Consider the following 19,806-nt stretch of genomic DNA (forward strand, 5'->3'; position numbering starts at 1 on the left):
GGCCTGCTCAGTGCAGCAGCGTGTCCGCGAGCAGTTTCACGTTCAGCGCCACGATCAACGTGGCGATCGCCCACGACAGCCAGACCAGCCAGCGCGGCGCCACCAGCGCGCCCATCTTGCGTTTGTCGGCGACGAAGCGCACCAGCGGGATCACCGCGAACGGCAGCTGCATCGACAGCAGCACCTGGCTCAGCACCAGCAGCTTGGCGGTGCCTTGCTCGCCGTACAGCCAGGTCACCACCACCACCGGCACGATCGCCAGGCCGCGGGTCAGCAGGCGCCGCGCCCACGCCGGGATGCGCAGGTGCAGGAAGCCCTCCATCACGATCTGCCCGGCCAGCGTCGCGGTCACCGTGGAATTGATGCCCGAGGCCAGCAGCGCCACCGCGAACAGGGTCGAAGCCACGCCGACCCCGAGCATCGGCGCCAGCAGTTCGTAGGCCTGCTCGATTTCCTCCACGTCGGTGCGGCCGTGCGCATGGAACACCGCGGCGGCCAGCACCAGGATCGCGGCGTTGACGAACAGCGCCAGGCTCAGCGCGATGGTGCTGTCGGTCAGCGCCCAGCGCAGCGCCGAGCGGCGGCCGCTGTCGTTGCGCTCGTAGGCGCGGGTCTGCACGATCGACGAATGCAGGTACAGGTTGTGCGGCATCACCGTCGCGCCGATGATCCCGATCGCCAGGTACAGCGCGGCCGGGTTGGTCACCACCTCGGCGCGCGGGATGAAGCCGGCCAGCACCTCGCGCAGCGGCGGCGCGGCCAGCGCGATCTGCACCATGAAGCAGGCGAAGATCACCAGCAGCAGCGCGATCACGAACGCTTCCAGGGTGCGGAAGCCGCGCCGCATCAGGTACAGCACCAGCAGCGCGTCGATCGCGGTGATGATCGCGCCCAGGGTCAGCGGAATGCCGAACAGCAGTTTCAGCGCGATCGCGGTGCCGATCACCTCGGCCAGGTCGCAGGCCACGATCGCCGCCTCGCAGGCCAGCCACAGCAGGAAGTTGACCGGCCTGGGATAGTGCTCGCGGCAGGCCTGCGCCAGGTCGCGGCCGGTGGCGATGCCCAGCCGCGCCGCCAGGCCCTGCAGCACGATCGCCATCAGGTTCGACAGCAGGATCACCGACAGCAGCAGGTAGCCGAAGTGCGAACCGCCGGCGAGGTCGGTGGCCCAGTTGCCCGGGTCCATGTAGCCCACCGACACCATGTAGCCAGGCCCGAGGAAGGCCAGGAAGCGGCGCCAGCCGAGCCCGCCGCCGGGCACGGCGACGCTGCCGTTCATGCGTCCCAGGCTGCGCCGCGGCGGGCCGCCGGCCTGCGGCCAGGCGGCGTGGGAATCGGACAGGGGCAAGGGATCGGCCATGGCGGACGCAATGCGTGGGAAGGCGAGCTCAGTATATAGCACTGGCTATTCTCCTTAGCATTGGCAAATCCAATCGCTGCGATAGGCGCGATTTCGTCCAGAATAGGCGGCGGCCGGCGTTCGCCGGCACCGGACAAGGGCGTTGCGATGCAGAAAAGCGGGAAGTTGACGGCGCCAGGGGCGGCGCTGCTCGACGCGCAGGTACAGGTCGAGAGCTTCCGCCAGGTGCGCGAGGCGCACCGCCTGGAACTGATCGAGGATTACGTGGAGCTGATTTCCGACCTGCTGGCCGACGGCGGCGAGGCGCGGCAGGTGGACATCGCCGCGCGCCTGGGCGTGGCCCAGCCGACCGTGGCGAAGATGCTCAAGCGGCTGGTCAAGGGCGGATGGGCGGTGCAGCGGCCGTATCGCGGCGTGTTCCTGACCCCCGAGGGCGAGGCGCTGGCCGCCGCCAGCCGGCAGCGGCACCAGACCGTGGAGCAGTTCCTGCTGGCCCTGGGCATCGACGAGGACACCGCGCGCCGCGACGCCGAGGGCATCGAGCACCACGTCAGCGAAGCCACGCTGGCGGTGTTCGCCGAGTTCGTGCGCAAGCACGCCGCGGCGCGATGAACGGCACGGACGACAGCGCCGCGCGCGACGAGCGCTGGATGCGGCACGCGCTGGCCCTGGCCGACCGCGCCGAGCGCGAGTTCGACGAGATCCCGGTCGGCGCGGTGCTGGTCTCGGCCGCCGACGAGGTGCTGGGCGAGGGCTGGAACCTCAACATCGCCGAGCACGATCCCAGCGCGCACGCCGAGATCGTGGCCATGCGCCAGGCCGGGCGCCGGCTCGGCAACCACCGCCTGGTCGGCAGCACCCTGTACGTGACCCTGGAGCCGTGCGCGATGTGCGCGATGGCGGTGGTGCATGCGCGCGTGGCGCAGCTGGTCTACGCGGCGTCGGACCCGAAGACCGGCGCCTGCGGCAGCGTGTTCGACCTGCTCGCCGATCCGCGCCACAACCACCGCGTGCAGGTGCGCGGCGGCGTGCTGGCGGCGCCGGCCGGGCTGCGCCTGACCAACTATTTCCGCGCCAAGCGCGGCAGGCCGCTGCTCGGCGGCTGAGCGAGCACGGCGCGGCCGCCGCGCGATGTGAAGCCGCTGCGCCACGCGCGGTATCATGCGCGACCGATACGAAACCCCCGCGCCGGCAGCGCCGCCGCGAACGACTGGATGGTGCTATGGCGGAACCGCGTGTGGACAGCGATCGTCTGATCTGGATCGACCTGGAAATGACCGGATTGGATACCGACAAGGATTCGATCATCGAGATCGCCACGGTGGTCACCGACGCGCAACTCAACGTATTGGCCGAAGGGCCGGAATTCGCCATCGCCCATCCGCTGCAGACGCTGCAGGCGATGGACGAGTGGAACCGCAACCAGCACCGCCATTCCGGGCTGTGGCAGCGCGTGCTCGACAGCCAGGTCACCCTGGCCCAGGCCGAGGCGCAGACCGTGGCGTTCCTGGCGCAGTGGTGCAAGCCCGGCGCCTCGCCGATGTGCGGCAATTCGATCTGCCAGGACCGGCGCTTCCTGCACCGGCAGATGCCGCGGCTGGAACGCTTCTTCCACTACCGCAACCTGGACGTGTCCACGTTGAAGGAACTGGCGCGGCGCTGGGCGCCGGCGATCGCCTCGGGACTGAACAAGACCTCCTCGCACACCGCGCTCAGCGACGTGCACGATTCGATCGACGAACTGCGCTACTACCGGCCGTTCATGGGCGCGCTGGGCGGGCAGGGCGGCAACGCGCGCTGAGGGCACGCGCGGCGCGCCGTGCCCGCCCGGCACCGCCCTGCGCGCCGGGATCGCATCAACGCGCCAGCGGCGGCCCCGGCTTGGTCTCGCCGTCGTCGGTCACGCCCTTCAGCAGCAGCTCGGCGATCGGTCGGCCGTCGGCATCGTGGTGGTACACGTGCAGGTCGCGCTGCGGGTAGGGGATGCTGAGCCCGTTCTCCAGCAGCTGGTTGCGGATGTTCTCCAGCGTGGTGCTCTTGGCCGCGCCGAAGTCGCCGTTCCTGGCGTAGGCGAACAGCATCAGGTCCACCGTGCTCTCGCCCAGGTTGGTGACCTGCACGAACGGCGCCGGCGTCTCCAGGATGTTCGGGTTGTCCTGGGCGATCTGCAGCAACAGCTGCTGGGCCTTCTTCAGGTCGTCGCCATAGCCGACGCCGACGGTGATCTCCAGGCGCCGGTTGGGCAGGGTGCTGTAGTTGACGATCGGCGCGGTGGTGATGGTGCTGTTGGGCAGGGTGATCATGCGCTCGTCGAAGCTGCGGATGCGGGTCTGGAAGATCCGGATCTCGTCGACGATGCCTTCCTGCCCGGCCACCACCACGTGGTCGCCGTCGCGCATCGGCCGCAGCACGATCAGCATCACCCCCGAGGCGATGTTGGACAGCGAATCCTTCAGCGCCAGGCCGACCGCCAGGCCGGCCGCGCCGAGCACCGCGAACAGCGAGGTCGGCGGCACCCCGACCTTCTGCAGCGCCGACACGAACACCAGCACCAGCAGCAGCGCATAGGCGACGTTGCGCAGGAAGTTGCTGAGCGTGGTCTCCACCCGCGCGCGCACCAGCGCGCGGTGCAGCCACTGGCTCAGGCGCTTGGCGATCCACATCCCCAGTACCAGGATGACCAGCGCCACGCCCCAGTTGAGCGCGTACTGCGCCCAGTCCAGGTCGCGCCAGTCGAAGGATTGCCGCGCCCGCGCCGGCGCGGCGGGGGCGGCCGCCGCAGCCGCAGCTGCCGCCAGCCAGGTTCCCGCCATGCCCATCAGCCCTGGCTCTTCAGCTTGGCCAGGCGCAGCCAGGTATCGACCACGGTATCGGGGTTCAGCGACACCGACTCGATGCCTTCCTGCATCAGCCACTCGGCCAGGTCGGGATGGTCCGACGGACCCTGGCCGCAGATGCCCACGTACTTGCCCTTGGCGCGCGCGGCCTTGATCGCCATCGACAGCATCTTCTTCACCGCCGGATTGCGCTCGTCGAACAGGTGCGCCACGATCGACGAATCGCGGTCCAGGCCCAGGGTGAGCTGGGTCAGGTCGTTGGAGCCGATCGAGAAGCCGTCGAAGATCTCCAGGAACTCGTCGGCCAGCAGCGCGTTCGACGGCACCTCGCACATCATGATGATCTTCAGGTTGTTCTCGCCCTGGCGCAGCCCGTTCTGGGCCAGCACCTCGATGACCTTGCGGCCTTCCTCGAGGGTGCGCACGAACGGGATCATCACCCACATGTTGTCCAGGCCCATCTCGTTGCGGACCTTGAGCACCGCCTTGCATTCCAGCGCGAACGCGGCCGAGAAGCTCGGATCGACGTAGCGGCTGGCGCCGCGGAAGCCGATCATCGGGTTCTCTTCGTGCGGCTCGTAGTTGCTGCCGCCGATCAGGTTGGCGTACTCGTTGGACTTGAAGTCCGACAGGCGCACGATCACCGGGTTCGGCGCCACCGACGCGGTCAGCGTGGCGATGCCTTCGGCCAGGCGGTTGATGTAGAACGTGACCGGATCGGCGTAGCCGGCGATCTTCTCGTCGATCTTCTTCTTGGTCGCCGCGTCCTGCTTGGCGTATTCCAGCAGCGCGTTGGGATGGATGCCGATGTGCGCGGCGATGATCATCTCCAGCCGCGCCAGGCCGATGCCGGCGTTGGGCAGCTGGCCGAAGTCGAACGCGCGCTCCGGGTTGGCCACGTTCATCATGATCTTCAGCGGCGCCGGCGGCATGTTGCCCAGGTCGGTGGTGGTGCGCTCGAACGGCAGCACGTCGGCGTAGATGAAGCCGGTGTCGCCCTCGGCGCAGCTGACCGTGACCTCGCGGCCATCCTCGATCAGCTCCATCGCGTTGCCGGTGCCGACCACCGCCGGCACGCCCAGCTCGCGGGCGATGATCGCCGCGTGGCAGGTGCGGCCGCCGCGGTTGGTGACGATCGCCGAGGCGCGCTTCATCACCGGTTCCCAATCGGGGTCGGTCATGTCCGCGACCAGCACGTCGCCGGGCTGCACCCGGCTCATGTCCTCCAGGCTGCGCACCACGCGGGCCACGCCGGCGCCGATCTTCTGGCCGATGGCGCGGCCTTCGGCGATCACCGTGCCGCGCTTTTCCAGCGCGAAGCGCTCGATCTGGGTGGCATGGCCGCGCGACTTCACCGTCTCCGGCCGCGCCTGCACGATGAACAGCTTGCCGCTGACGCCGTCCTTGGCCCACTCGATGTCCATCGGCCGCTGGTAGTGCTTCTCGATCACCAGCGCCTGCTTGGACAGTTCCTGCACGTCCTCGTCGCTGATCGAGAAGGTGTTGCGCAGTTCGGCCGGGGTGTCCTCGATGCGCACGCGCTCGCCGGGCACGTCCGAGTACACCATGCGGATCAGCTTGCTGCCCAGCGAACGGCGCAGGATCGCCGGCTTGCCGGCATTGAGGGTGGGCTTGTAGACGTAGAACTCGTCGGGATTGACTGCGCCCTGCACGACCATCTCGCCGAGGCCGAAGCTCGAGGTAACGAACACCACGTCGCGGAAACCGGACTCGGTGTCGAGCGTGAACAGCACGCCGGAGGCGCCGACGCCGGAGCGCACCATCAGCTGCACGCCGGCCGACAGGAACACGTCCTCGTGCTTGAAGCCGTGGTGCACGCGGTAGGCGATGGCGCGGTCGTTGTACAGGCTGGCGAAGACTTCCTTGACCTTGTGCAGCACGTCGTCGGCGCCGGTCACGTTGAGGAAGGTCTCCTGCTGGCCGGCGAAGCTGGCGTCGGGCAGGTCCTCGGCGGTGGCCGAGGAGCGCACCGCCACGGCGACTTCGCCGCCGCCGTTCTCGGCGCACAGCTGCGCATAGGCCTCGCGGATCGCCTGGTCCAGCTCGGGCTGCAGCGGCGCCTCGGTGACCCAGCCGCGGATTTCCTTGCCGGCCGCGGTCAGCGCGCCGACGTCTTCCACGTCCAGCGTTTCCAGCTTGTCGAAGATGCGCTGGTAGAGGTTGTTGTGGGCGACGAACGCCTTGAACGCTTCGGCAGTGGTGGCGAAGCCGCCGGGTACCGAGACTCCCAAACCCGCCAGGTTGCCGATCATTTCGCCGAGGGAAGAGTTCTTGCCACCGACGCGGGCCAGGTCGGTCAAGCGCAACTCGTGCAACCAAAGGATGTTCTCGTTCAAGCGCGATGCTCCGTTGGGCCATCGCCCGAGGCGGGCAGAGTGGCCGCGTCCATGGGGGAAGAAGCCGATATCATGCAGTGCGCACCCGAGTCGGCACAAGCGCGGGCGGGTGCATCCGTTGGGTTTCAGCAGGGAGAATTCAGGCTATGTCGACGATCCGACCGGTGTTCTACGTGTCCGATGGAACCGGTATCACCGCTGAAACCATTGGGCATAGCCTGCTCACCCAGTTCAGCGGTTTCAGCTTCGTCACCGACCGCATGTCGTTCATCGACGATCCGGAAAAAGCGCGCGAAGCGGCGCAGCGCATCCATGCCGCGGGCGAGCGTTACCAGGTGCGGCCGATCGTGGTCAACTCCTGCGTCGATCCGCAGCTGAGCATGCTGCTGTCCGAAAGCGGCGCGCTGATGCTCGACGTGTTCGCGCCGTTCATCGAGCCGCTGGAGCGCGAATTGAACGCGCCGCGGCATTCGCGGGTGGGGCGGGCGCACGGCATGGTCGATTTCGAGACCTACCACCGCCGCATCAACGCGATGAACTTCGCGCTGGCCCACGACGACGGCATCGCGATCAACTACGACGAGGCCGACCTGATCCTGGTCGCCGTCTCGCGCGCCGGCAAGACGCCGACCTGCATCTACCTGGCGCTGCACTACGGCGTGCGCGCGGCCAACTATCCGCTGACCGAGGAGGACCTGGAGCACGACCGGCTGCCGCCGCGGCTGCGCCCGTACCGCAACAAGCTGTTCGGGCTGACCATCGATCCGGACCGCCTGCAGCAGATCCGCCAGGAGCGGCGGCCGAATTCGCGCTATTCCAACCTGGAGACCTGCCGTCGCGAGGTGTCCGCGGCCGAGACCATGTTCAGGATGGAGCGGATCCCGACCCTGAGCACCACGCATACCTCGATCGAGGAGATTTCCAGCAAGGTGCTGGCGACGCTGGGCCTGCAGCGCGAGATGTTCTGAATGCGGCGGGGGCTGGCGACGGCGCAGGACCTGCGTGTCGGGCAGGGGCTCCAATCGCGCTGCCGAGACTTCCAAGGTAGGCCGCCGCGGGCGATCCGTCAATGCTGCCGCGCGGGCGGCGCAGCGTGTAGCATCGGCCCCATGCAGCACGCCCTGACCCGCAGCGAACGCATCCCCCGGCTCAGCCGATTCGGCTGGCTGATGGGGCTGTATGCCGAGAACTTCGTGCACCTGAACCGCCTGTTCGTGCCCTCGGACCTGGCCGTGGGCAGCTACCTGTCCTCGGTCGGCGACGGCCTGGACCTGCGCCTGGACGTGATCGAGCACCACCGCTACACGGTGGAGCTGCGCCTCACCTACGACCTGTGCGACCCGCTCACCGGCGAGCCGGACCCCTCGGCCTACGTGCGCCTGTACCGCGACGCGCGCCAGGCCGAGACCACGCACTGCTACGTCGGCCGCCGCTGGCAGGACGTGATGGGGCTGTATCCGCCGCCGGCGGAGCTGATCAGCCACCGCATGCGCATGAACACCTTCCTCAGCAAATGGCTGGAGTACCTGGCCGAGCGCGGCCATGGCGTGGCCACGCTGAAGCCGGCCGCGCCGTTGCCGCGGCCGGCGCAGGGCGCGCCGACGCCGGTGGCCTAGACCGCGCGCCGCGGCGGATGCGGCATACTGCGCGCCCGCCGACTCGCCCGACCGCCGCATGCCCTACACCCCGATCGTCGCCACCCTGGGCTACGTGCTCTCGCCCGACCGTTCCAAGGTGCTGCTGATCCATCGCAACGCGCGGCCCGGCGACCATCACCTGGGCAAGTACAACGGCCTGGGCGGCAAGGTCGAGGCGGACGAGGACGTGCTCGACGGCATGCGCCGCGAGATCCGCGAAGAGGCCGGCATCGAATGCGAGGCGCTGCAGCTGCGCGGCACCATCAGCTGGCCCGGCTTCGGCAAGCATGGCGAGGACTGGCTGGGCTTCCTGTTCCTGATCAGCGCCTACCGCGGGGAGCCGTTCGCCGAGAACGCCGAAGGCACTTTGGCCTGGGTGCCGGTGGCGGAGATGGAATCGCTGCCGCTGTGGGAGGGCGACCGCCATTTCCTGCCGTTGGTGTTCGACGGCGATCCGCGCCCGTTCCACGGGGTGATGCCGTATCGCGACGGGCGCATGCTGTCGTGGCGCTACTCGCGGGTCTGAGCGCGCCGCGCCTGCGCGCCGCTGCGCTCGGCTTGTCCACAGCGGCTGTGGATCGATCCTGCACAAGCCTGTGGGCAAGCATGGCAAGTCGCTGAATTCGCTGCCTGGTTTTTCCGGATGGCGAAAATTTCACCAGGCCTTGCCGGGCTTCTCCACAGCGGGTGTGGATGGAATCGGCCAAAGTCTGTGGATAAGGGCGGCGCCGCGTTGCAGCGCGACGCCTGCCGACGTATTGGCGAAAAATTCGCCAGCGCCGATCGCCGCCCTGGCCGATGCCGGCCTTGCCGAAACGCGCCGCGCCGCTACTGCGCGGTCCAGCCGCCGTCGATCGCGATGGTCTGCGCGGTGATGTTGCGCGCCGCCGGCGAGGCCAGGAACGCGACGCAGCCGGCCAGCTCGTCGTAGGCGATGAACACGCCCTTGGGCATCGGCTTGAGCATCACCTGCGCGATCACGTCGGCCTCGGAAATGCCGCGGGTGCGCGCCTGGTCGGCGATCTGGCTGTCCACCAGCGGCGTCTTCACGTAGCTGGGGCACAGCGTGTTGATGGTGATGTCGGTATCGGCGGTCTCCAGCGCGATCGCCTTGGAAAATCCGACCAGGCCGTGCTTGGCGGCGACGTAGGCGCTCTTGTACGGGCTGGCGACCAGCGAGTGGATGCTGCCGATGTTGACGATGCGGCCGAAGCCGCGTTCGCGCATGCCCGGCAGCAGCGCCTGGGTCAGCCGCGCCACGCCGGTCAGCATCACCTCCACCAGCAGGCTCCACTTGGCCATCGGGAACTCCTGCAGCGGCGCCACGTGCTGCAGCCCGGCGTTGTTGACCAGCACGTCCACCGGCCGCGACAGCGCCGCCAGCGCCGCGCCGATGCTGGCCTCGCTGGCGACGTCCAGCGCCACCGCTTCGGCCGAACCGCCGGCCGCGCGCAGCTGCGCGGCGACCGCGCCGGCCGCGCCCGCATCCAGGTCGCTGATGACGATGTGGCGGCCGCCGGCGGCCAGTTCGCGGGCGATGCCGGCGCCGATGCCGCTGGCGGCGCCGGTGATCAGGACGGTCTGCATGGGAAGCACCTGTCGGGGGAGGGAGCTGCGCAGCGTAGCAGCGCGGCGCGACGGCGCCATGGCCGCGGTCTCGCCAGTGCGCCGGCGCCAGGCTACCCTGTGCCGGTCGCACCCTTCTCACGCCGGATCCGCCACGCTATGCCGATGAAACGCCACTTCTCCATGCTGCGCGAATTCCAGTTGGCCGACTGGTTCACCCTGGCCAACGCCTTCTGCGGCACCGGCGCGGTGTTCGCGGCGATGCGCTTCCTGCAGGAGGGCCGGCGCAGCGACCTGCTGATCGGCATGGCGCTGATCCCGCTGGCGTTCGTGTTCGACGCGCTGGACGGGCGCGTGGCGCGCTGGCGCAAGTCCTCCTCCACCCTCGGCCGCGAACTGGATTCGCTGGCCGACGTGATCTCCTTCGGCGTCGCCCCGGCGGCGCTGGCCTACGCCTGCGGCATGCAGGGCGGCTGGGATTGGCTGGTGCTGAGCTTCTTCGTGTGCTGCGGGGTCAGCCGTCTGGCGCGCTACAACGTCACCGCCGAGCAACTGGCCGGCGACGGCGACAAGGTGCCGTATTTCGAGGGCACGCCGATCCCGAGCAGCCTGGCGCTGGTGATCGTGCTCGCGGTGGCGGCGTACCTGGGCCATATCGGCGATGCGCTGTGGTGGGGCGAATGGCGGCTGGGGCCGTGGCTGCTGCACCCGCTGGTGCTGCTGTTCGCGCTGTCCGGTTCGTTGATGATCAGCAAGACCCTGCGCATTCCCAAGCCCTGAGCGGGTGCAGTTGCTATCATCCCCGCCTGACCTGGGAGGGTGGCGATGAAGGCTAGCGGCGGCAACGATGCCGGCGATTTCGAGGCGTTGGCGCGGCAGTACTGGAGCGCCTGGAGCGACGCGCTGCGCCAGGGCGGCGCCGCGCCTGCGCCGCCGCCCGCCGAGGGCGGCAGCGGCTCGTGGCGCGAGGCGATCGACACCTGGGCGCAGTGGCTGCCGCGCGGTGCCGCGCCGCAGGCCGAGGACGCGGTGTCGCGGCTGCAGCAGCAGGCCGGCGACTGGTTCGGCGCGATGCAGCAGGTGGCCGCGCAGTTCGCCGGGCGCGATGCCAGCAGCGCGGACGTGGCCGAGGCCTGGAAGCAGCAGGTGCAGGGCCAGCGCGAGCAGATGCTGCAATGGTTGCTCGGCACCGCGCGCGGCGCCGGCCAGGCCGGCGTGGATCCGTGGCTGCAGCAGGCGGCGCAGTGGCTGCAGGGCTGGCAGCGCGACAGCGCGCCATGGCTGCAGATGCCGGGTTTCGGCCCGGGCCGCAACCACCATGCGCGCTGGCGCGCCTTGGCCAAGGCGCAGCAGGACTACCAGGCGCAGCTGCAGGCGTACATGGCTCAGCTGCAGGGTGCGATCGATCGCGCTTTCGGCGTGTTCGAGGCCAAGCTGCGCGAACACGAGGATCCGGGCCGCCAGCTGACCAACGCGCGGGCGATGTTCGACCTGTGGATCGACGCCGCCGAGGAGGCCTACGCGGCGTCGGCGCTGTCGGAAGACTTCCGCGAGGTCTACGCCGGCTTCGCCAATGCGCAGATGCGCCTGCGTTCGCTGCTGCAGCGCGAGACCGAGCAGCTGTGCGAGCAGCTGGGCCTGCCGACCCGCAGCGAACTGGATGCGGCGCACCGGCATATCGCCGACCTGGAACGGCGCCTGCGCCGGCTAGAGCGGGGCGCTGCGCCTGCCGCCGCCGCGGCGCCATCGGAAAAGCCCGCGGGCGGCAAGGCCGCGCCGCGCCCGCAGTCGCGCTCCAGGCCAGCGGCCGCGCCGGCGTCCAAGGCGGCGCCCGCCGGCACGCGGGCCAAGACCGCGGCGAAGCAATCCGCCACACGTGCCGCCGCCACGCCCAGGCCATCGGTCAAACCCAAGCCTGTCGCGACATCCAAACCCACCGCGGCGTCCACGTCCGCTGCCAGGCCGGCGCGCGGCAAGCCGGGCGCGGCGCCGCGCCGGAGCCGCGCATGAAAGGGCCGCTGAGCTTCAGCAGCGACGACCTGCTGCAGGAAACCCTGGAGCTGCAGCGCAAGCTCATGGAAGGGCTGCGCGTGCTGCCCGGGCTGGACGAGGTGCAGTACGGCGCGACCGAGCGGCAGGAGGTGTGGCGCGACGGCAAGGTGGTGCTGTATCGCTTCGTCGGCAGCAAGCCGCCGACCGCGAAGGTGCCGCTGCTGATCGTCTACGCGCTGGTCAACCGGCCGTACATGGTCGACCTGCAGGCCGACCGCTCGCTGGTGCAGGGGCTGCTGGCGCTGGGCGAGGACGTGTACGTGCTGGACTGGGGCTATCCGGACCGCTCCGAGCGCTACCTCACCCTGGAGGACTATCTGCTGCGCTACATCGACGGCGCGGTGGATCACCTGCGTGCGGCCATCGCCGGCGCGCCGGTCAACGTGCTCGGCATTTGCCAGGGCGGCACCTTCTCGCTGTGCTATGCGGCGCTGCAGCCGGCCAAGGTCCGCAACCTGGTGACGATGGTGACCCCGGTGGATTTCCATACCCCGGACAACATGCTGTCCAACTGGGCGCGGCAGGTGGACGTGGACCTGTTCGTGGACACGCTGGGCAACGTGCCGGCGGACCTGATGAACGCCAGCTACCTGATGCTCAAGCCGTTCCGGCTGAACCTGCAGAAATACGTCGGGCTGCTGGACATCCTCGACGATCCGCGCGCCCTGGAAGACTTCCTGCGCATGGAGAAATGGATCTTCGATTCGCCCGACCTGGCCGGCGAGACGTTCCGCGAGTTCGTCAAGCAGTTCTACCAGGACAACGCGCTGATGCACGGCCGCGCGCGCATCGGCGAGCACGCCGTGGACCTGGCCCGGGTCGACATGCCGGTGCTCAACGTCTACGCCGAGCAGGACCACCTGGTGCCGCCGGACGCCTCGCGCGCCTTGCGCGGCCTGGTCGGCAGCGACGACTACGCCGAGCTCAGCTTTCGCGGCGGCCACATCGGCATCTACGTGTCCGGCCGCGCGCAGCGCGAAGTGCCGGCGGCGCTGCACCGCTGGCTGGCCGAGCGCGATGGCGGCGAGTAAGCGCCAGGCGCGCCGCGCCGCGCGGCCCCTGCGCCGGCTCGGCCTGCGGCTGGTCGCGTTCGCCATGGCCTGCGCCTGCGCGGTTCCCGCCACCGCCGCACCGCCGCCGTCCGCCGAGCGCGAGATCCAGGCATTGCTGGCGGCGTTGCAGGCCTCGCCGTGCCGGTTCCAGCGCAACGGCAGCTGGTACCCCGCGGCCGAGGCCAAGGCGCACCTGCAACGCAAGTACGACTACCTGCGCAAGCGCGACCTGGCGGCCAGCGCGGAGCAGTTCATCGCCCGCGGCGCCAGCCGCAGCAGCGCCAGCGGCAAGGCCTACCGGGTGGCCTGTCCGGGCCAGCCGGAGCGGGACGCGGCGGACTGGTTCGCGCAGCAGCTGGCGGCGCTGCGCCGTCACGCCCCGTCCGCGGCGCCGCAGCCAGACTGAGCGCGCCCTTGCCGCAGGAGCCGCCGCCATGTCCCAGTCCCAGCCCGCCCGCACGCTGTCGCGCTCGCGCGACGAGCGCATGATCGCCGGCGTGATCGGCGGCATCGCCCACCGCTTCGGCTGGAGCGCGACGCTGCTGCGCGTGGTCTACGTGATCGGCTCGATCGCCTCGGCCGCGTTTCCCGGCATCCTGGTCTACCTGATCCTGTGGCTGCTGATTCCCGACGAAGCCGATTGACGGCCGCCGCCGTCGCGCTGCGCGTGGCCGGGTTCGCGCTGGGTGCGCTGTGGACCTCGCCCAACACGCTGCTCGGCCTGATTGCCGGCCTCGCCGGCATGCTGTCCGGCGCCCGCGTACGCGCCAGCCGGCGCGAGCTGGCGCTGGTATTCGACCGCTTTCCGTGGGGTCCGCGGGGCGCATTGACGCTGGGCAACGTGATCCTGGTCAGCGCCGACGACCTGGACGTGGCCTGCGCCACCTACGAACACGCCGCCGGCCTGTGCCGGCACCCGAACGTGCGCCTGGGCGACCACGAGCGCGCCCACGTGCTGCAGTACCTCCTGCTCGGTCCCTTATTCCTGCCGGTGTACTTCGCCTGCGGCGGGGTCGGCGTGCGCAATCCGTTCGAGCGCGCCGCCGACCGCTATGCCTTGCACGGCCGCGGCTGGTGGCCGGGATGGCGCTGAGCCTCAGTCCAGCCGGCCGAAACCGAACAATCGCCTGAGCGGATGCGCGCGGCGCTCGATCTGCGCGCGCAGCAGGCCGGCGCCGAGCATGCTGTAGGTGATGCCGTTGCCGCCATAGGCCATCGCGAACTGCATGCGCGGCCCATGCTGCGGATGCGGGCCGAAGAACGGCAGGCCGTCGGCGGTCTCGGCGAAGGTGCCGGCCCAGGCGAAGGTCGGTTGAAGTACCAGTCCCGGCAGCGCCTTGGCGATCTTGCGGCACAGCGTGCGTGCCTTGCCGTCCACGCGCGCATCGCGGCGCGCGGGGAGGTCCACGCTGTCGTCTTCGCCGCCGGCGACGACGCGGCCGTCGCCGGTGCTGCGCAGGTACAGATAGGGGCGCGCGCTCTCCCACACCATCGTGTCCTGCAGCGCGCCGAGCAGCGCAGCGTCCAGCGGGTCGCTGACGAAGGCATAGCTGCTGCGGTTCCGGGCCACGCGCCGGTCCAGCCAGTCCTGGCTGGCATAGCCGGCGGCCATCACCACATGCCCGGCACGCACCTGCACGCCCTGGTCGGTGCGCAGCGTGGCGCCGCGGCTGTTGGTCGCGATGTGCGCGACGCGGGTGCGGTCGTAGACGCCGGCGCCGCGCTTGCGCGCGCGGCCGAGCAGGCGGTAGGCCAGGCGATAGGGATCCACCCGCGCCGCCTGGTGGCTGAGGATCGCGCCGTGCGCCTGGACGCCGTATTGGGCGCGCAGCGCCTGCGCATCCAGCCATTCCACGTCCAGCCCGTGGCGCGCGCGCAATTCGAGCTCCCGCTGCAGCACGCGCACGTGGCGCCGGCGGCTGGCGTAGTACAGGCTGTCGTTCCGGCCGAAGTCGACGTCGCGCAGCGGCCGCACCAGCGAGCGCAATCGTTCCAGCGCCTGCGCGCAGGACGTGTAGGCGAGGGCGGCGGCGTCCTCGCCGTAGCGCTTGGCCAGGTCGAGCATGTGCGTGTCGATCTCGTATTGCAGCAGCGCCGTGCTGGCCGCGGTGCTGCCCCAGCCGATGTCGCGTTGCTCCAGCACCGCGACGTCATGGCCGTGGGCCAGCAGCTCGTCGGCGATCAGGGCCGCGGTGATGCCGCCGCCGACGACCGCCACGTCGCAGCGCAGGTCGCTGCGCAACTGCGGAAAGGCCTGCATCAGGCCGTTGCGTACCGACCAGAAGGGGTAGCCGCTCTTGAGATCCATGCATGTCCGCTGCACTGAAGAGTGCGCGACTAATGCGTACCGCCAGTTAAGCCGGCGTGAGTTGGATGTAAGTCATTTGCGGGCAAACAGCCGCGATTAACCTGCGTGGAGATACCCCTCACGACGCGCTGTGTAGGCTGCGCGCCAGTTCCACGAATTCCCACAAGAGGAAGCGTCATGTCGGTCGTTCTGTACATCGGTGGCAGCAAGGATGGCGAGAAGGGCGTGATGCCCTACGGCTTCAGCAAGTCGATGAAGGAAACCGACAGCGGTCCGGAGATCTACGTCGAGCGCGTCCTTGCGGTCAGCGATCGGCAGGTGCGGATCATGGCGCTGGAATCGTTGCAGGACGATATCGTGGTGGAACGGCTGCACAAATACTATTCGCGTTGACGCCGGCATGCGGACCCCGGTGTGGTCGCCCGCCTAGCCGGGCCAGCAATGGTTCGCATGGAACTACGATCGACCCATGCCAGCATCCGACACCAGCAACGCACCGCGCGTCACCGTCCACGAAAGCACCACCCTCGACCTGTCCGACCACCGCCGCGACATCTTCTTCGCCGCGGTGGAAACCACGCGCATGCCGATGATCGTCACCGATCCCAGGCAGGCCGACAATCCGATCGTCTTCGTCAACCGCGCGTTCCTGGAGATGACCGGCTACAGCAGCGACGAGCTGATCGGCAACAACTGCCGCTTCCTGCAGGGGCCGGACACCGACCGCGACACCGTGGACAGCGTGCGCGAGGCGATCGCCACGCGCAGCGACGTCGCTGTGGAGATCCTCAACTACCGCAAGGACGGTTCCAGCTTCTGGAACGCGCTGTTCATCTCGCCGGTCTACAACGAGCATGGCGAGCTGGTCTATTTCTTCGGCTCGCAGCTGGACGTCAGCCGCCGCCGCGACACCGAGGACGCCCTGCGCCAGGCGCAGAAGATGGAAGCGCTGGGCCAGCTGACCGGCGGCATCGCGCACGACTTCAACAACCTGCTGCAGGTCATGTCCGGCTATCTGGAACTGATCGAGCATGCGGTGGAGCGCGAGCCGCTGGATCCGTCGCGGCTGCGCAAGAGCGTGGAGCGCGCGCGCGACGCCGCCGGCCAGGCCGCGCGGCTGACCCAGCAATTGCTGGCCTTCGCGCGCAAGCAGAAGCTGGAAGGGCGCGTGCTCAACCTCAATGCGCTGGTCGCCGGCATGAGCGACGTGGCCGAGCGCACGCTGGGCGACGGCATCACCTTCTCGCTGGACCTGGCGGCCGACCTGCGCAACTGCCGGATCGACCCGACCCAGGCCGAAGTGGCGCTGCTGAACGTCCTGATCAACGCGCGCGACGCGATGGCCGCGCAGGCGGCGCCGCGCCTGGTGATCCAGACCCGCAACGTGTCGATCCGCGCCGACGAGCCCACCACCTACGACAACCTGCTGCCCGGCCACTACGTCTGCGTGTCGGTCACCGACAACGGCAGCGGCATGTCGCCGGACGTGCTGGCCCACGTGCTGGATCCGTTCTTCACCACCAAGGACGAAGGCAAGGGCACCGGCCTGGGCCTGTCGATGGTGTACGGCTTCGCCAAGCAGTCCGGCGGCGCGGTGCGGCTGTATTCGGAGGAGGGCCACGGCACCACGGTGCGGCTGTACTTCCCGATCGACGACAACGTCGAGAACCTGGCGCCGCGCGATTCGCGCAGCCGCCGCGCGTTCGACCGGCAGGGCGACGAGACGATCCTGATCGTGGAGGACCGGCCGGACATCGCCGAACTGGCGCGGCTGTTCCTGGAGGACCAGGGCTACGTCACCCACGTCGTGCACAACGCGCGCGAGGCGCTGGCGCTGCTCGACACCGGGCTGCACGTGGACCTGCTGTATTCGGACCTGATCATGCCCGGCGGGCTCAACGGGGTGATGCTGGCGCGCGAGGCGCGGCGGCGCCGGCCCAAGCTCAAGGTGCTGCTGACCACCGGCTACGCCGAGTCCTCGATCGAGCGCACCGACGCCGGCGGCACCGAGTTCGAGGTGCTGTCCAAGCCCTACAACCGCCTGGAGCTGACCCGCAAGGTGCGCATCGTGCTGGACGGCCCGACCGGGGTGAGTTGAGGTCGGCAGCGCCGCCAGCGGCGCGCGCCGACGCCGACAGGTCGGCGCGCGCCTGTCAACGGGTTCCCCGGCGGCGCGGGCGCTGCGAAAATGGCGGTTTTCCGCAAGGCGGCTCCGGCCGGACGCAATGCACGACACTCAGCTCGCCCAGCAGATCGCCAACACCATCGCCGCCGAGATCGGCGCGCAGCCGGCCCAGGCCCGCGCCGCCATCGCCTTGCTCGACGAGGGCGCCAGCGTTCCGTTCATCGCGCGCTACCGCAAGGAGGTCACCGGCGGCCTCGACGACACCCAGCTGCGCAACCTGGAAACCCGCCTGACCTATCTGCGCGAGCTGGAAGACCGCCGCGCCGCGGTGCTGGCCAGCATCGACGAACAGGGCAAGCTCAGCGACGCGCTGCGCGCGGAGATCGCCGCCGCCGATACCAAGTCGCGGCTGGAAGACCTGTACCTGCCGTACAAGCCCAAGCGCCGCACGCGGGCGCAGATCGCGCGCGAGGCCGGCCTGGAGCCGCTGGCCGATGGCTTGCTGGCCGATCCGTCGCTGACCCCGGACAGCTTCGCCGCCGGCTTCGTCGACGCCGACAAGGGCGTGGCCGACGTCAAGGCGGCACTGGAGGGCGCGCGTGCGATCCTGATGGAGCGCTGGGGCGAAGACGCAGCGCTGGTCGGCGAACTGCGCGGCTGGCTCGGCGAGGTCGGCGTGATCCGCGCGCGCGTGGCCGAGGGCAAGGAGCAGGAAGGCGCCAAGTACCGCGATTACTTCGACCATGCCGAAGCGCTGGCCAAGATTCCCTCGCACCGGCTGCTGGCGCTGTTCCGCGCGCGCCGCGAGGAGATCGTGTATCTGGAACTGGATCCGGGCAGCGATGCCGAGGCCGGCCACCAGTACGCCGAGGGCCGCGTCGCGCTGCGCGCCGGCATCGCCAACCAGGGCCGCCCCGGCGACCGCTGGCTGCTCGACGCCTGCCGCCTGACCTGGCGCGCCAAGCTGCACATGCACCTGCTGCTGGACCTGTTCAACCAGGCGCGCGAGAAGGCCGAAGCCGAGGCGATCGCGGTGTTCGGCGACAACCTGCAGGACCTGATGCTGGCCGCGCCGGCCGGCGCGCGGGTGACCCTGGGCCTGGACCCGGGCATCCGCACCGGCTGCAAGGTCGCGGTGGTCGATGCCACCGGCAAGCTGCTGGCCACCGACACCATCTATCCGCACGAGCCGCGCAGGCAGTGGGACCAGTCGCTGCACACGCTGCGGCAGCTGTGCACGCAGCACGGCGTGGAGCTGATCGCGATCGGCAACGGCACCGCCAGCCGCGAGACCGACAAGCTCGCCGCCGACCTGATCAAGCAGAACCCGCAGCTGAAGCTGGAGAAGATCGTGGTCAGCGAGGCCGGCGCGTCGGTGTATTCGGCGTCCGAATTCGCGGCCAAGGAGTTCCCGCAGCTGGACGTGTCGCTGCGCGGCGCGGTGTCGATCGCGCGGCGCCTGCAGGACCCGCTGGCCGAGCTGGTCAAGATCGAACCCAAGGCGATCGGCGTGGGCCAGTACCAGCACGACGTGGACCAGTACCGGCTGGCGCGGGCGCTGGACGCGCGCGTGGAGGACTGCGTCAACGCGGTCGGCGTGTACGTCAACACCGCCTCGGCGGCGTTGCTGTCGCGCGTGTCCGGGCTGTCCTCGAGCGTGGCCGAGAACATCGTCCGCCACCGCGACGACAACGGCCCGTTCAAGCGCCGCAAGGACCTGCTGAAGGTGCCGCGGCTGGGCGAGAAGACCTTCGAGCAGTGCGCCGGCTTCCTGCGCATCGCCGACGGCGACGAGCCGCTGGACGCCTCGGCGGTGCACCCGGAGGCGTACCCGGTGGTGGAGCGCATCGTCGGCGCCACCGGCAAGCCGATCAAGGCGCTGATCGGCGACGGCGGCTTCCTGCGCGCGCTCAGGCCGGACCAGTTCACCGACGAGAAGTTCGGCGTGCCGACCGTGCGCGACATCCTCAAGGAACTGGAGAAGCCGGGCCGCGATCCGCGCCCGGAATTCAAGGCCGCGCGCTTCGCCGACGGGGTGGAGGACATCAAGGACCTCAAGCCGGGCATGGTGCTGGAAGGCGTGGTCAGCAACGTCGCCGCGTTCGGTGCCTTCGTCGACATCGGCGTGCACCAGGACGGGCTGGTGCACATCTCCGCGTTGTCGGACAGCTACGTCAAGGATCCGCGCGACGTGGTCAAGGCCGGCGACATCGTCAAGGTCAAGGTGCTGGAAGTGGACGTGGCACGCAAGCGCATCGCGCTGACCCGGCGCCTGGACGACGCGCCGGCGCCGGCGTCGGCGCGCGCGGGCGAGCGCGATGGCGGCGGTGCCCGGCCGGCGCCGGGTGCGCCGCGCCGCGAGCGCGACGCGCGCGGCGGCAATGGCGGCGGCAACGGCAAGCCGCGCGCGGCGGCCGCGCCGCCGCAGAACAGCGCCCTGGCCGACGCGTTCGCACGCGCCAAGCGCGGCTGACCGAAAAAAAATGGGGATGTGCGTGCCGGCGGCCTGGCC

Annotated in this window: 20 protein-coding genes; 15 read left to right on the forward strand and 5 right to left on the reverse strand. The window is 69.9% G+C overall.

Going from position 1 to position 19,806, the window contains the following annotated elements; genetic code table 11:
• Window positions 1-7 precede the first annotated feature (7 nt).
• Complete coding sequence (locus OCJ37_RS09730) at window positions 8-1,360, reverse strand: Nramp family divalent metal transporter (RefSeq protein ID WP_263113431.1); 1,353 nt, start codon at window positions 1,358-1,360, stop codon at window positions 8-10.
• Window positions 1,361-1,507: 147 nt separating this feature from the next.
• On the opposite strand from OCJ37_RS09730, the gene mntR reads away from it, so the two are divergent.
• The 3 genes from mntR to orn all read left to right on the forward strand — a co-directional run bounded on the left by mntR (window position 1,508) and on the right by orn (window position 3,161).
• The gene (gene mntR / locus OCJ37_RS09735; RefSeq protein WP_263113432.1) at window positions 1,508-1,972 is read left to right on the forward strand and encodes a manganese-binding transcriptional regulator MntR; all 465 of its coding nucleotides are present in this window, start codon (window positions 1,508-1,510) and stop codon (window positions 1,970-1,972) included.
• Window positions 1,969-2,466: a tRNA adenosine(34) deaminase TadA gene (gene tadA, locus OCJ37_RS09740; protein WP_263113433.1), complete on the forward strand. Its 498-nt coding sequence runs from the start codon at window positions 1,969-1,971 to the stop codon at window positions 2,464-2,466. The genes mntR and tadA overlap by 4 nt, the downstream gene beginning before the upstream one ends.
• A gap of 116 nt (window positions 2,467-2,582) precedes the next feature.
• Window positions 2,583-3,161 (forward strand): oligoribonuclease, encoded by a 579-nt coding sequence (gene orn / locus OCJ37_RS09745; RefSeq protein WP_263113434.1) that lies wholly within the window; start codon window positions 2,583-2,585, stop codon window positions 3,159-3,161.
• 55 nt (window positions 3,162-3,216) lie between these two features.
• On the opposite strand, the gene OCJ37_RS09750 is transcribed toward orn, so the two are convergent.
• Window positions 3,217-4,179, reverse strand: a complete 963-nt coding sequence (locus OCJ37_RS09750; protein ID WP_263113435.1) for a mechanosensitive ion channel family protein — start codon at window positions 4,177-4,179, stop codon at window positions 3,217-3,219.
• A complete protein-coding gene (gene ppsA, locus OCJ37_RS09755; protein WP_263113436.1) occupies window positions 4,179-6,554 on the reverse strand; it encodes a phosphoenolpyruvate synthase in 2,376 nt (791 codons plus the stop codon). Before ppsA ends, OCJ37_RS09750 begins: the two co-directional genes overlap by 1 nt.
• Window positions 6,555-6,700: 146 nt before the next feature.
• On the opposite strand from ppsA, the gene OCJ37_RS09760 reads away from it, so the two are divergent.
• The 3 genes from OCJ37_RS09760 to OCJ37_RS09770 all read left to right on the forward strand — a co-directional run bounded on the left by OCJ37_RS09760 (window position 6,701) and on the right by OCJ37_RS09770 (window position 8,717).
• Entirely contained in the window at window positions 6,701-7,522 is an 822-nt protein-coding gene (locus OCJ37_RS09760) for a posphoenolpyruvate synthetase regulatory kinase/phosphorylase PpsR (protein ID WP_263113437.1), read from the forward strand.
• Window positions 7,523-7,663: 141 nt separating this feature from the next.
• Window positions 7,664-8,170, forward strand: a complete 507-nt coding sequence (locus OCJ37_RS09765; RefSeq protein ID WP_263113438.1) for a DUF1249 domain-containing protein — start codon at window positions 7,664-7,666, stop codon at window positions 8,168-8,170.
• Window positions 8,171-8,228: 58 nt separating this feature from the next.
• Window positions 8,229-8,717: an NUDIX hydrolase gene (locus tag OCJ37_RS09770; RefSeq protein ID WP_263113439.1), complete on the forward strand. Its 489-nt coding sequence runs from the start codon at window positions 8,229-8,231 to the stop codon at window positions 8,715-8,717.
• A gap of 302 nt (window positions 8,718-9,019) precedes the next feature.
• Here OCJ37_RS09770 and OCJ37_RS09775 read toward each other — a convergent pair whose 3' ends face one another.
• The gene (locus OCJ37_RS09775) at window positions 9,020-9,778 is read right to left on the reverse strand and encodes a 3-hydroxybutyrate dehydrogenase (protein ID WP_263113440.1); all 759 of its coding nucleotides are present in this window, start codon (window positions 9,776-9,778) and stop codon (window positions 9,020-9,022) included.
• Window positions 9,779-9,922: 144 nt separating this feature from the next.
• Between OCJ37_RS09775 and OCJ37_RS09780 the strand changes: the two genes are divergently transcribed.
• The 6 genes from OCJ37_RS09780 (at window position 9,923) to OCJ37_RS09805 (ending at window position 13,954) form a co-directional block, all read left to right on the forward strand.
• Window positions 9,923-10,537 carry a CDP-alcohol phosphatidyltransferase family protein gene (locus tag OCJ37_RS09780; RefSeq protein ID WP_263113643.1) on the forward strand — a complete coding sequence of 205 codons (615 nt, stop codon included), beginning with the start codon at window positions 9,923-9,925 and terminating at the stop codon, window positions 10,535-10,537.
• Window positions 10,538-10,582: 45 nt separating this feature from the next.
• Entirely contained in the window at window positions 10,583-11,767 is a 1,185-nt protein-coding gene (gene phaE, locus OCJ37_RS09785; RefSeq protein ID WP_263113441.1) for a class III poly(R)-hydroxyalkanoic acid synthase subunit PhaE, read from the forward strand.
• A complete protein-coding gene (locus OCJ37_RS09790) occupies window positions 11,764-12,840 on the forward strand; it encodes a class III poly(R)-hydroxyalkanoic acid synthase subunit PhaC (protein WP_263113442.1) in 1,077 nt (358 codons plus the stop codon). The genes phaE and OCJ37_RS09790 overlap by 4 nt, the downstream gene beginning before the upstream one ends.
• Before the next feature lie 64 nt (window positions 12,841-12,904).
• Window positions 12,905-13,267 (forward strand): YfeK family protein, encoded by a 363-nt coding sequence (locus OCJ37_RS09795; RefSeq protein WP_263113644.1) that lies wholly within the window; start codon window positions 12,905-12,907, stop codon window positions 13,265-13,267.
• A gap of 28 nt (window positions 13,268-13,295) precedes the next feature.
• The gene (locus OCJ37_RS09800) at window positions 13,296-13,505 is read left to right on the forward strand and encodes a PspC domain-containing protein (protein ID WP_263113443.1); all 210 of its coding nucleotides are present in this window, start codon (window positions 13,296-13,298) and stop codon (window positions 13,503-13,505) included.
• Window positions 13,502-13,954, forward strand: coding sequence for a hypothetical protein (locus tag OCJ37_RS09805; protein WP_263113444.1), 453 nt, complete (start codon window positions 13,502-13,504; stop codon window positions 13,952-13,954). Before OCJ37_RS09800 ends, OCJ37_RS09805 begins: the two co-directional genes overlap by 4 nt.
• Window positions 13,955-13,957: 3 nt before the next feature.
• Here the strand turns inward: OCJ37_RS09805 and OCJ37_RS09810 are convergent, their stop codons facing one another.
• Complete coding sequence (locus OCJ37_RS09810) at window positions 13,958-15,169, reverse strand: NAD(P)/FAD-dependent oxidoreductase (RefSeq protein WP_263113445.1); 1,212 nt, start codon at window positions 15,167-15,169, stop codon at window positions 13,958-13,960.
• A 177-nt stretch (window positions 15,170-15,346) separates the two neighbouring features.
• Between OCJ37_RS09810 and OCJ37_RS09815 the strand changes: the two genes are divergently transcribed.
• From OCJ37_RS09815 to OCJ37_RS09825, 3 genes are all read left to right on the forward strand, one after another.
• The gene (locus tag OCJ37_RS09815) at window positions 15,347-15,562 is read left to right on the forward strand and encodes a hypothetical protein (protein WP_263113446.1); all 216 of its coding nucleotides are present in this window, start codon (window positions 15,347-15,349) and stop codon (window positions 15,560-15,562) included.
• A 76-nt stretch (window positions 15,563-15,638) separates the two neighbouring features.
• Entirely contained in the window at window positions 15,639-17,267 is a 1,629-nt protein-coding gene (locus OCJ37_RS09820; protein WP_263113447.1) for a hybrid sensor histidine kinase/response regulator, read from the forward strand.
• A 127-nt stretch (window positions 17,268-17,394) separates the two neighbouring features.
• Window positions 17,395-19,767: a Tex family protein gene (locus OCJ37_RS09825; protein ID WP_263113448.1), complete on the forward strand. Its 2,373-nt coding sequence runs from the start codon at window positions 17,395-17,397 to the stop codon at window positions 19,765-19,767.
• Window positions 19,768-19,806 lie beyond the last annotated feature (39 nt).

The sequence above is a fragment of the Xanthomonas sp. AM6 genome (assembly GCF_025665335.1).
Lineage (GTDB): Bacteria > Pseudomonadota > Gammaproteobacteria > Xanthomonadales > Xanthomonadaceae > Xanthomonas_A.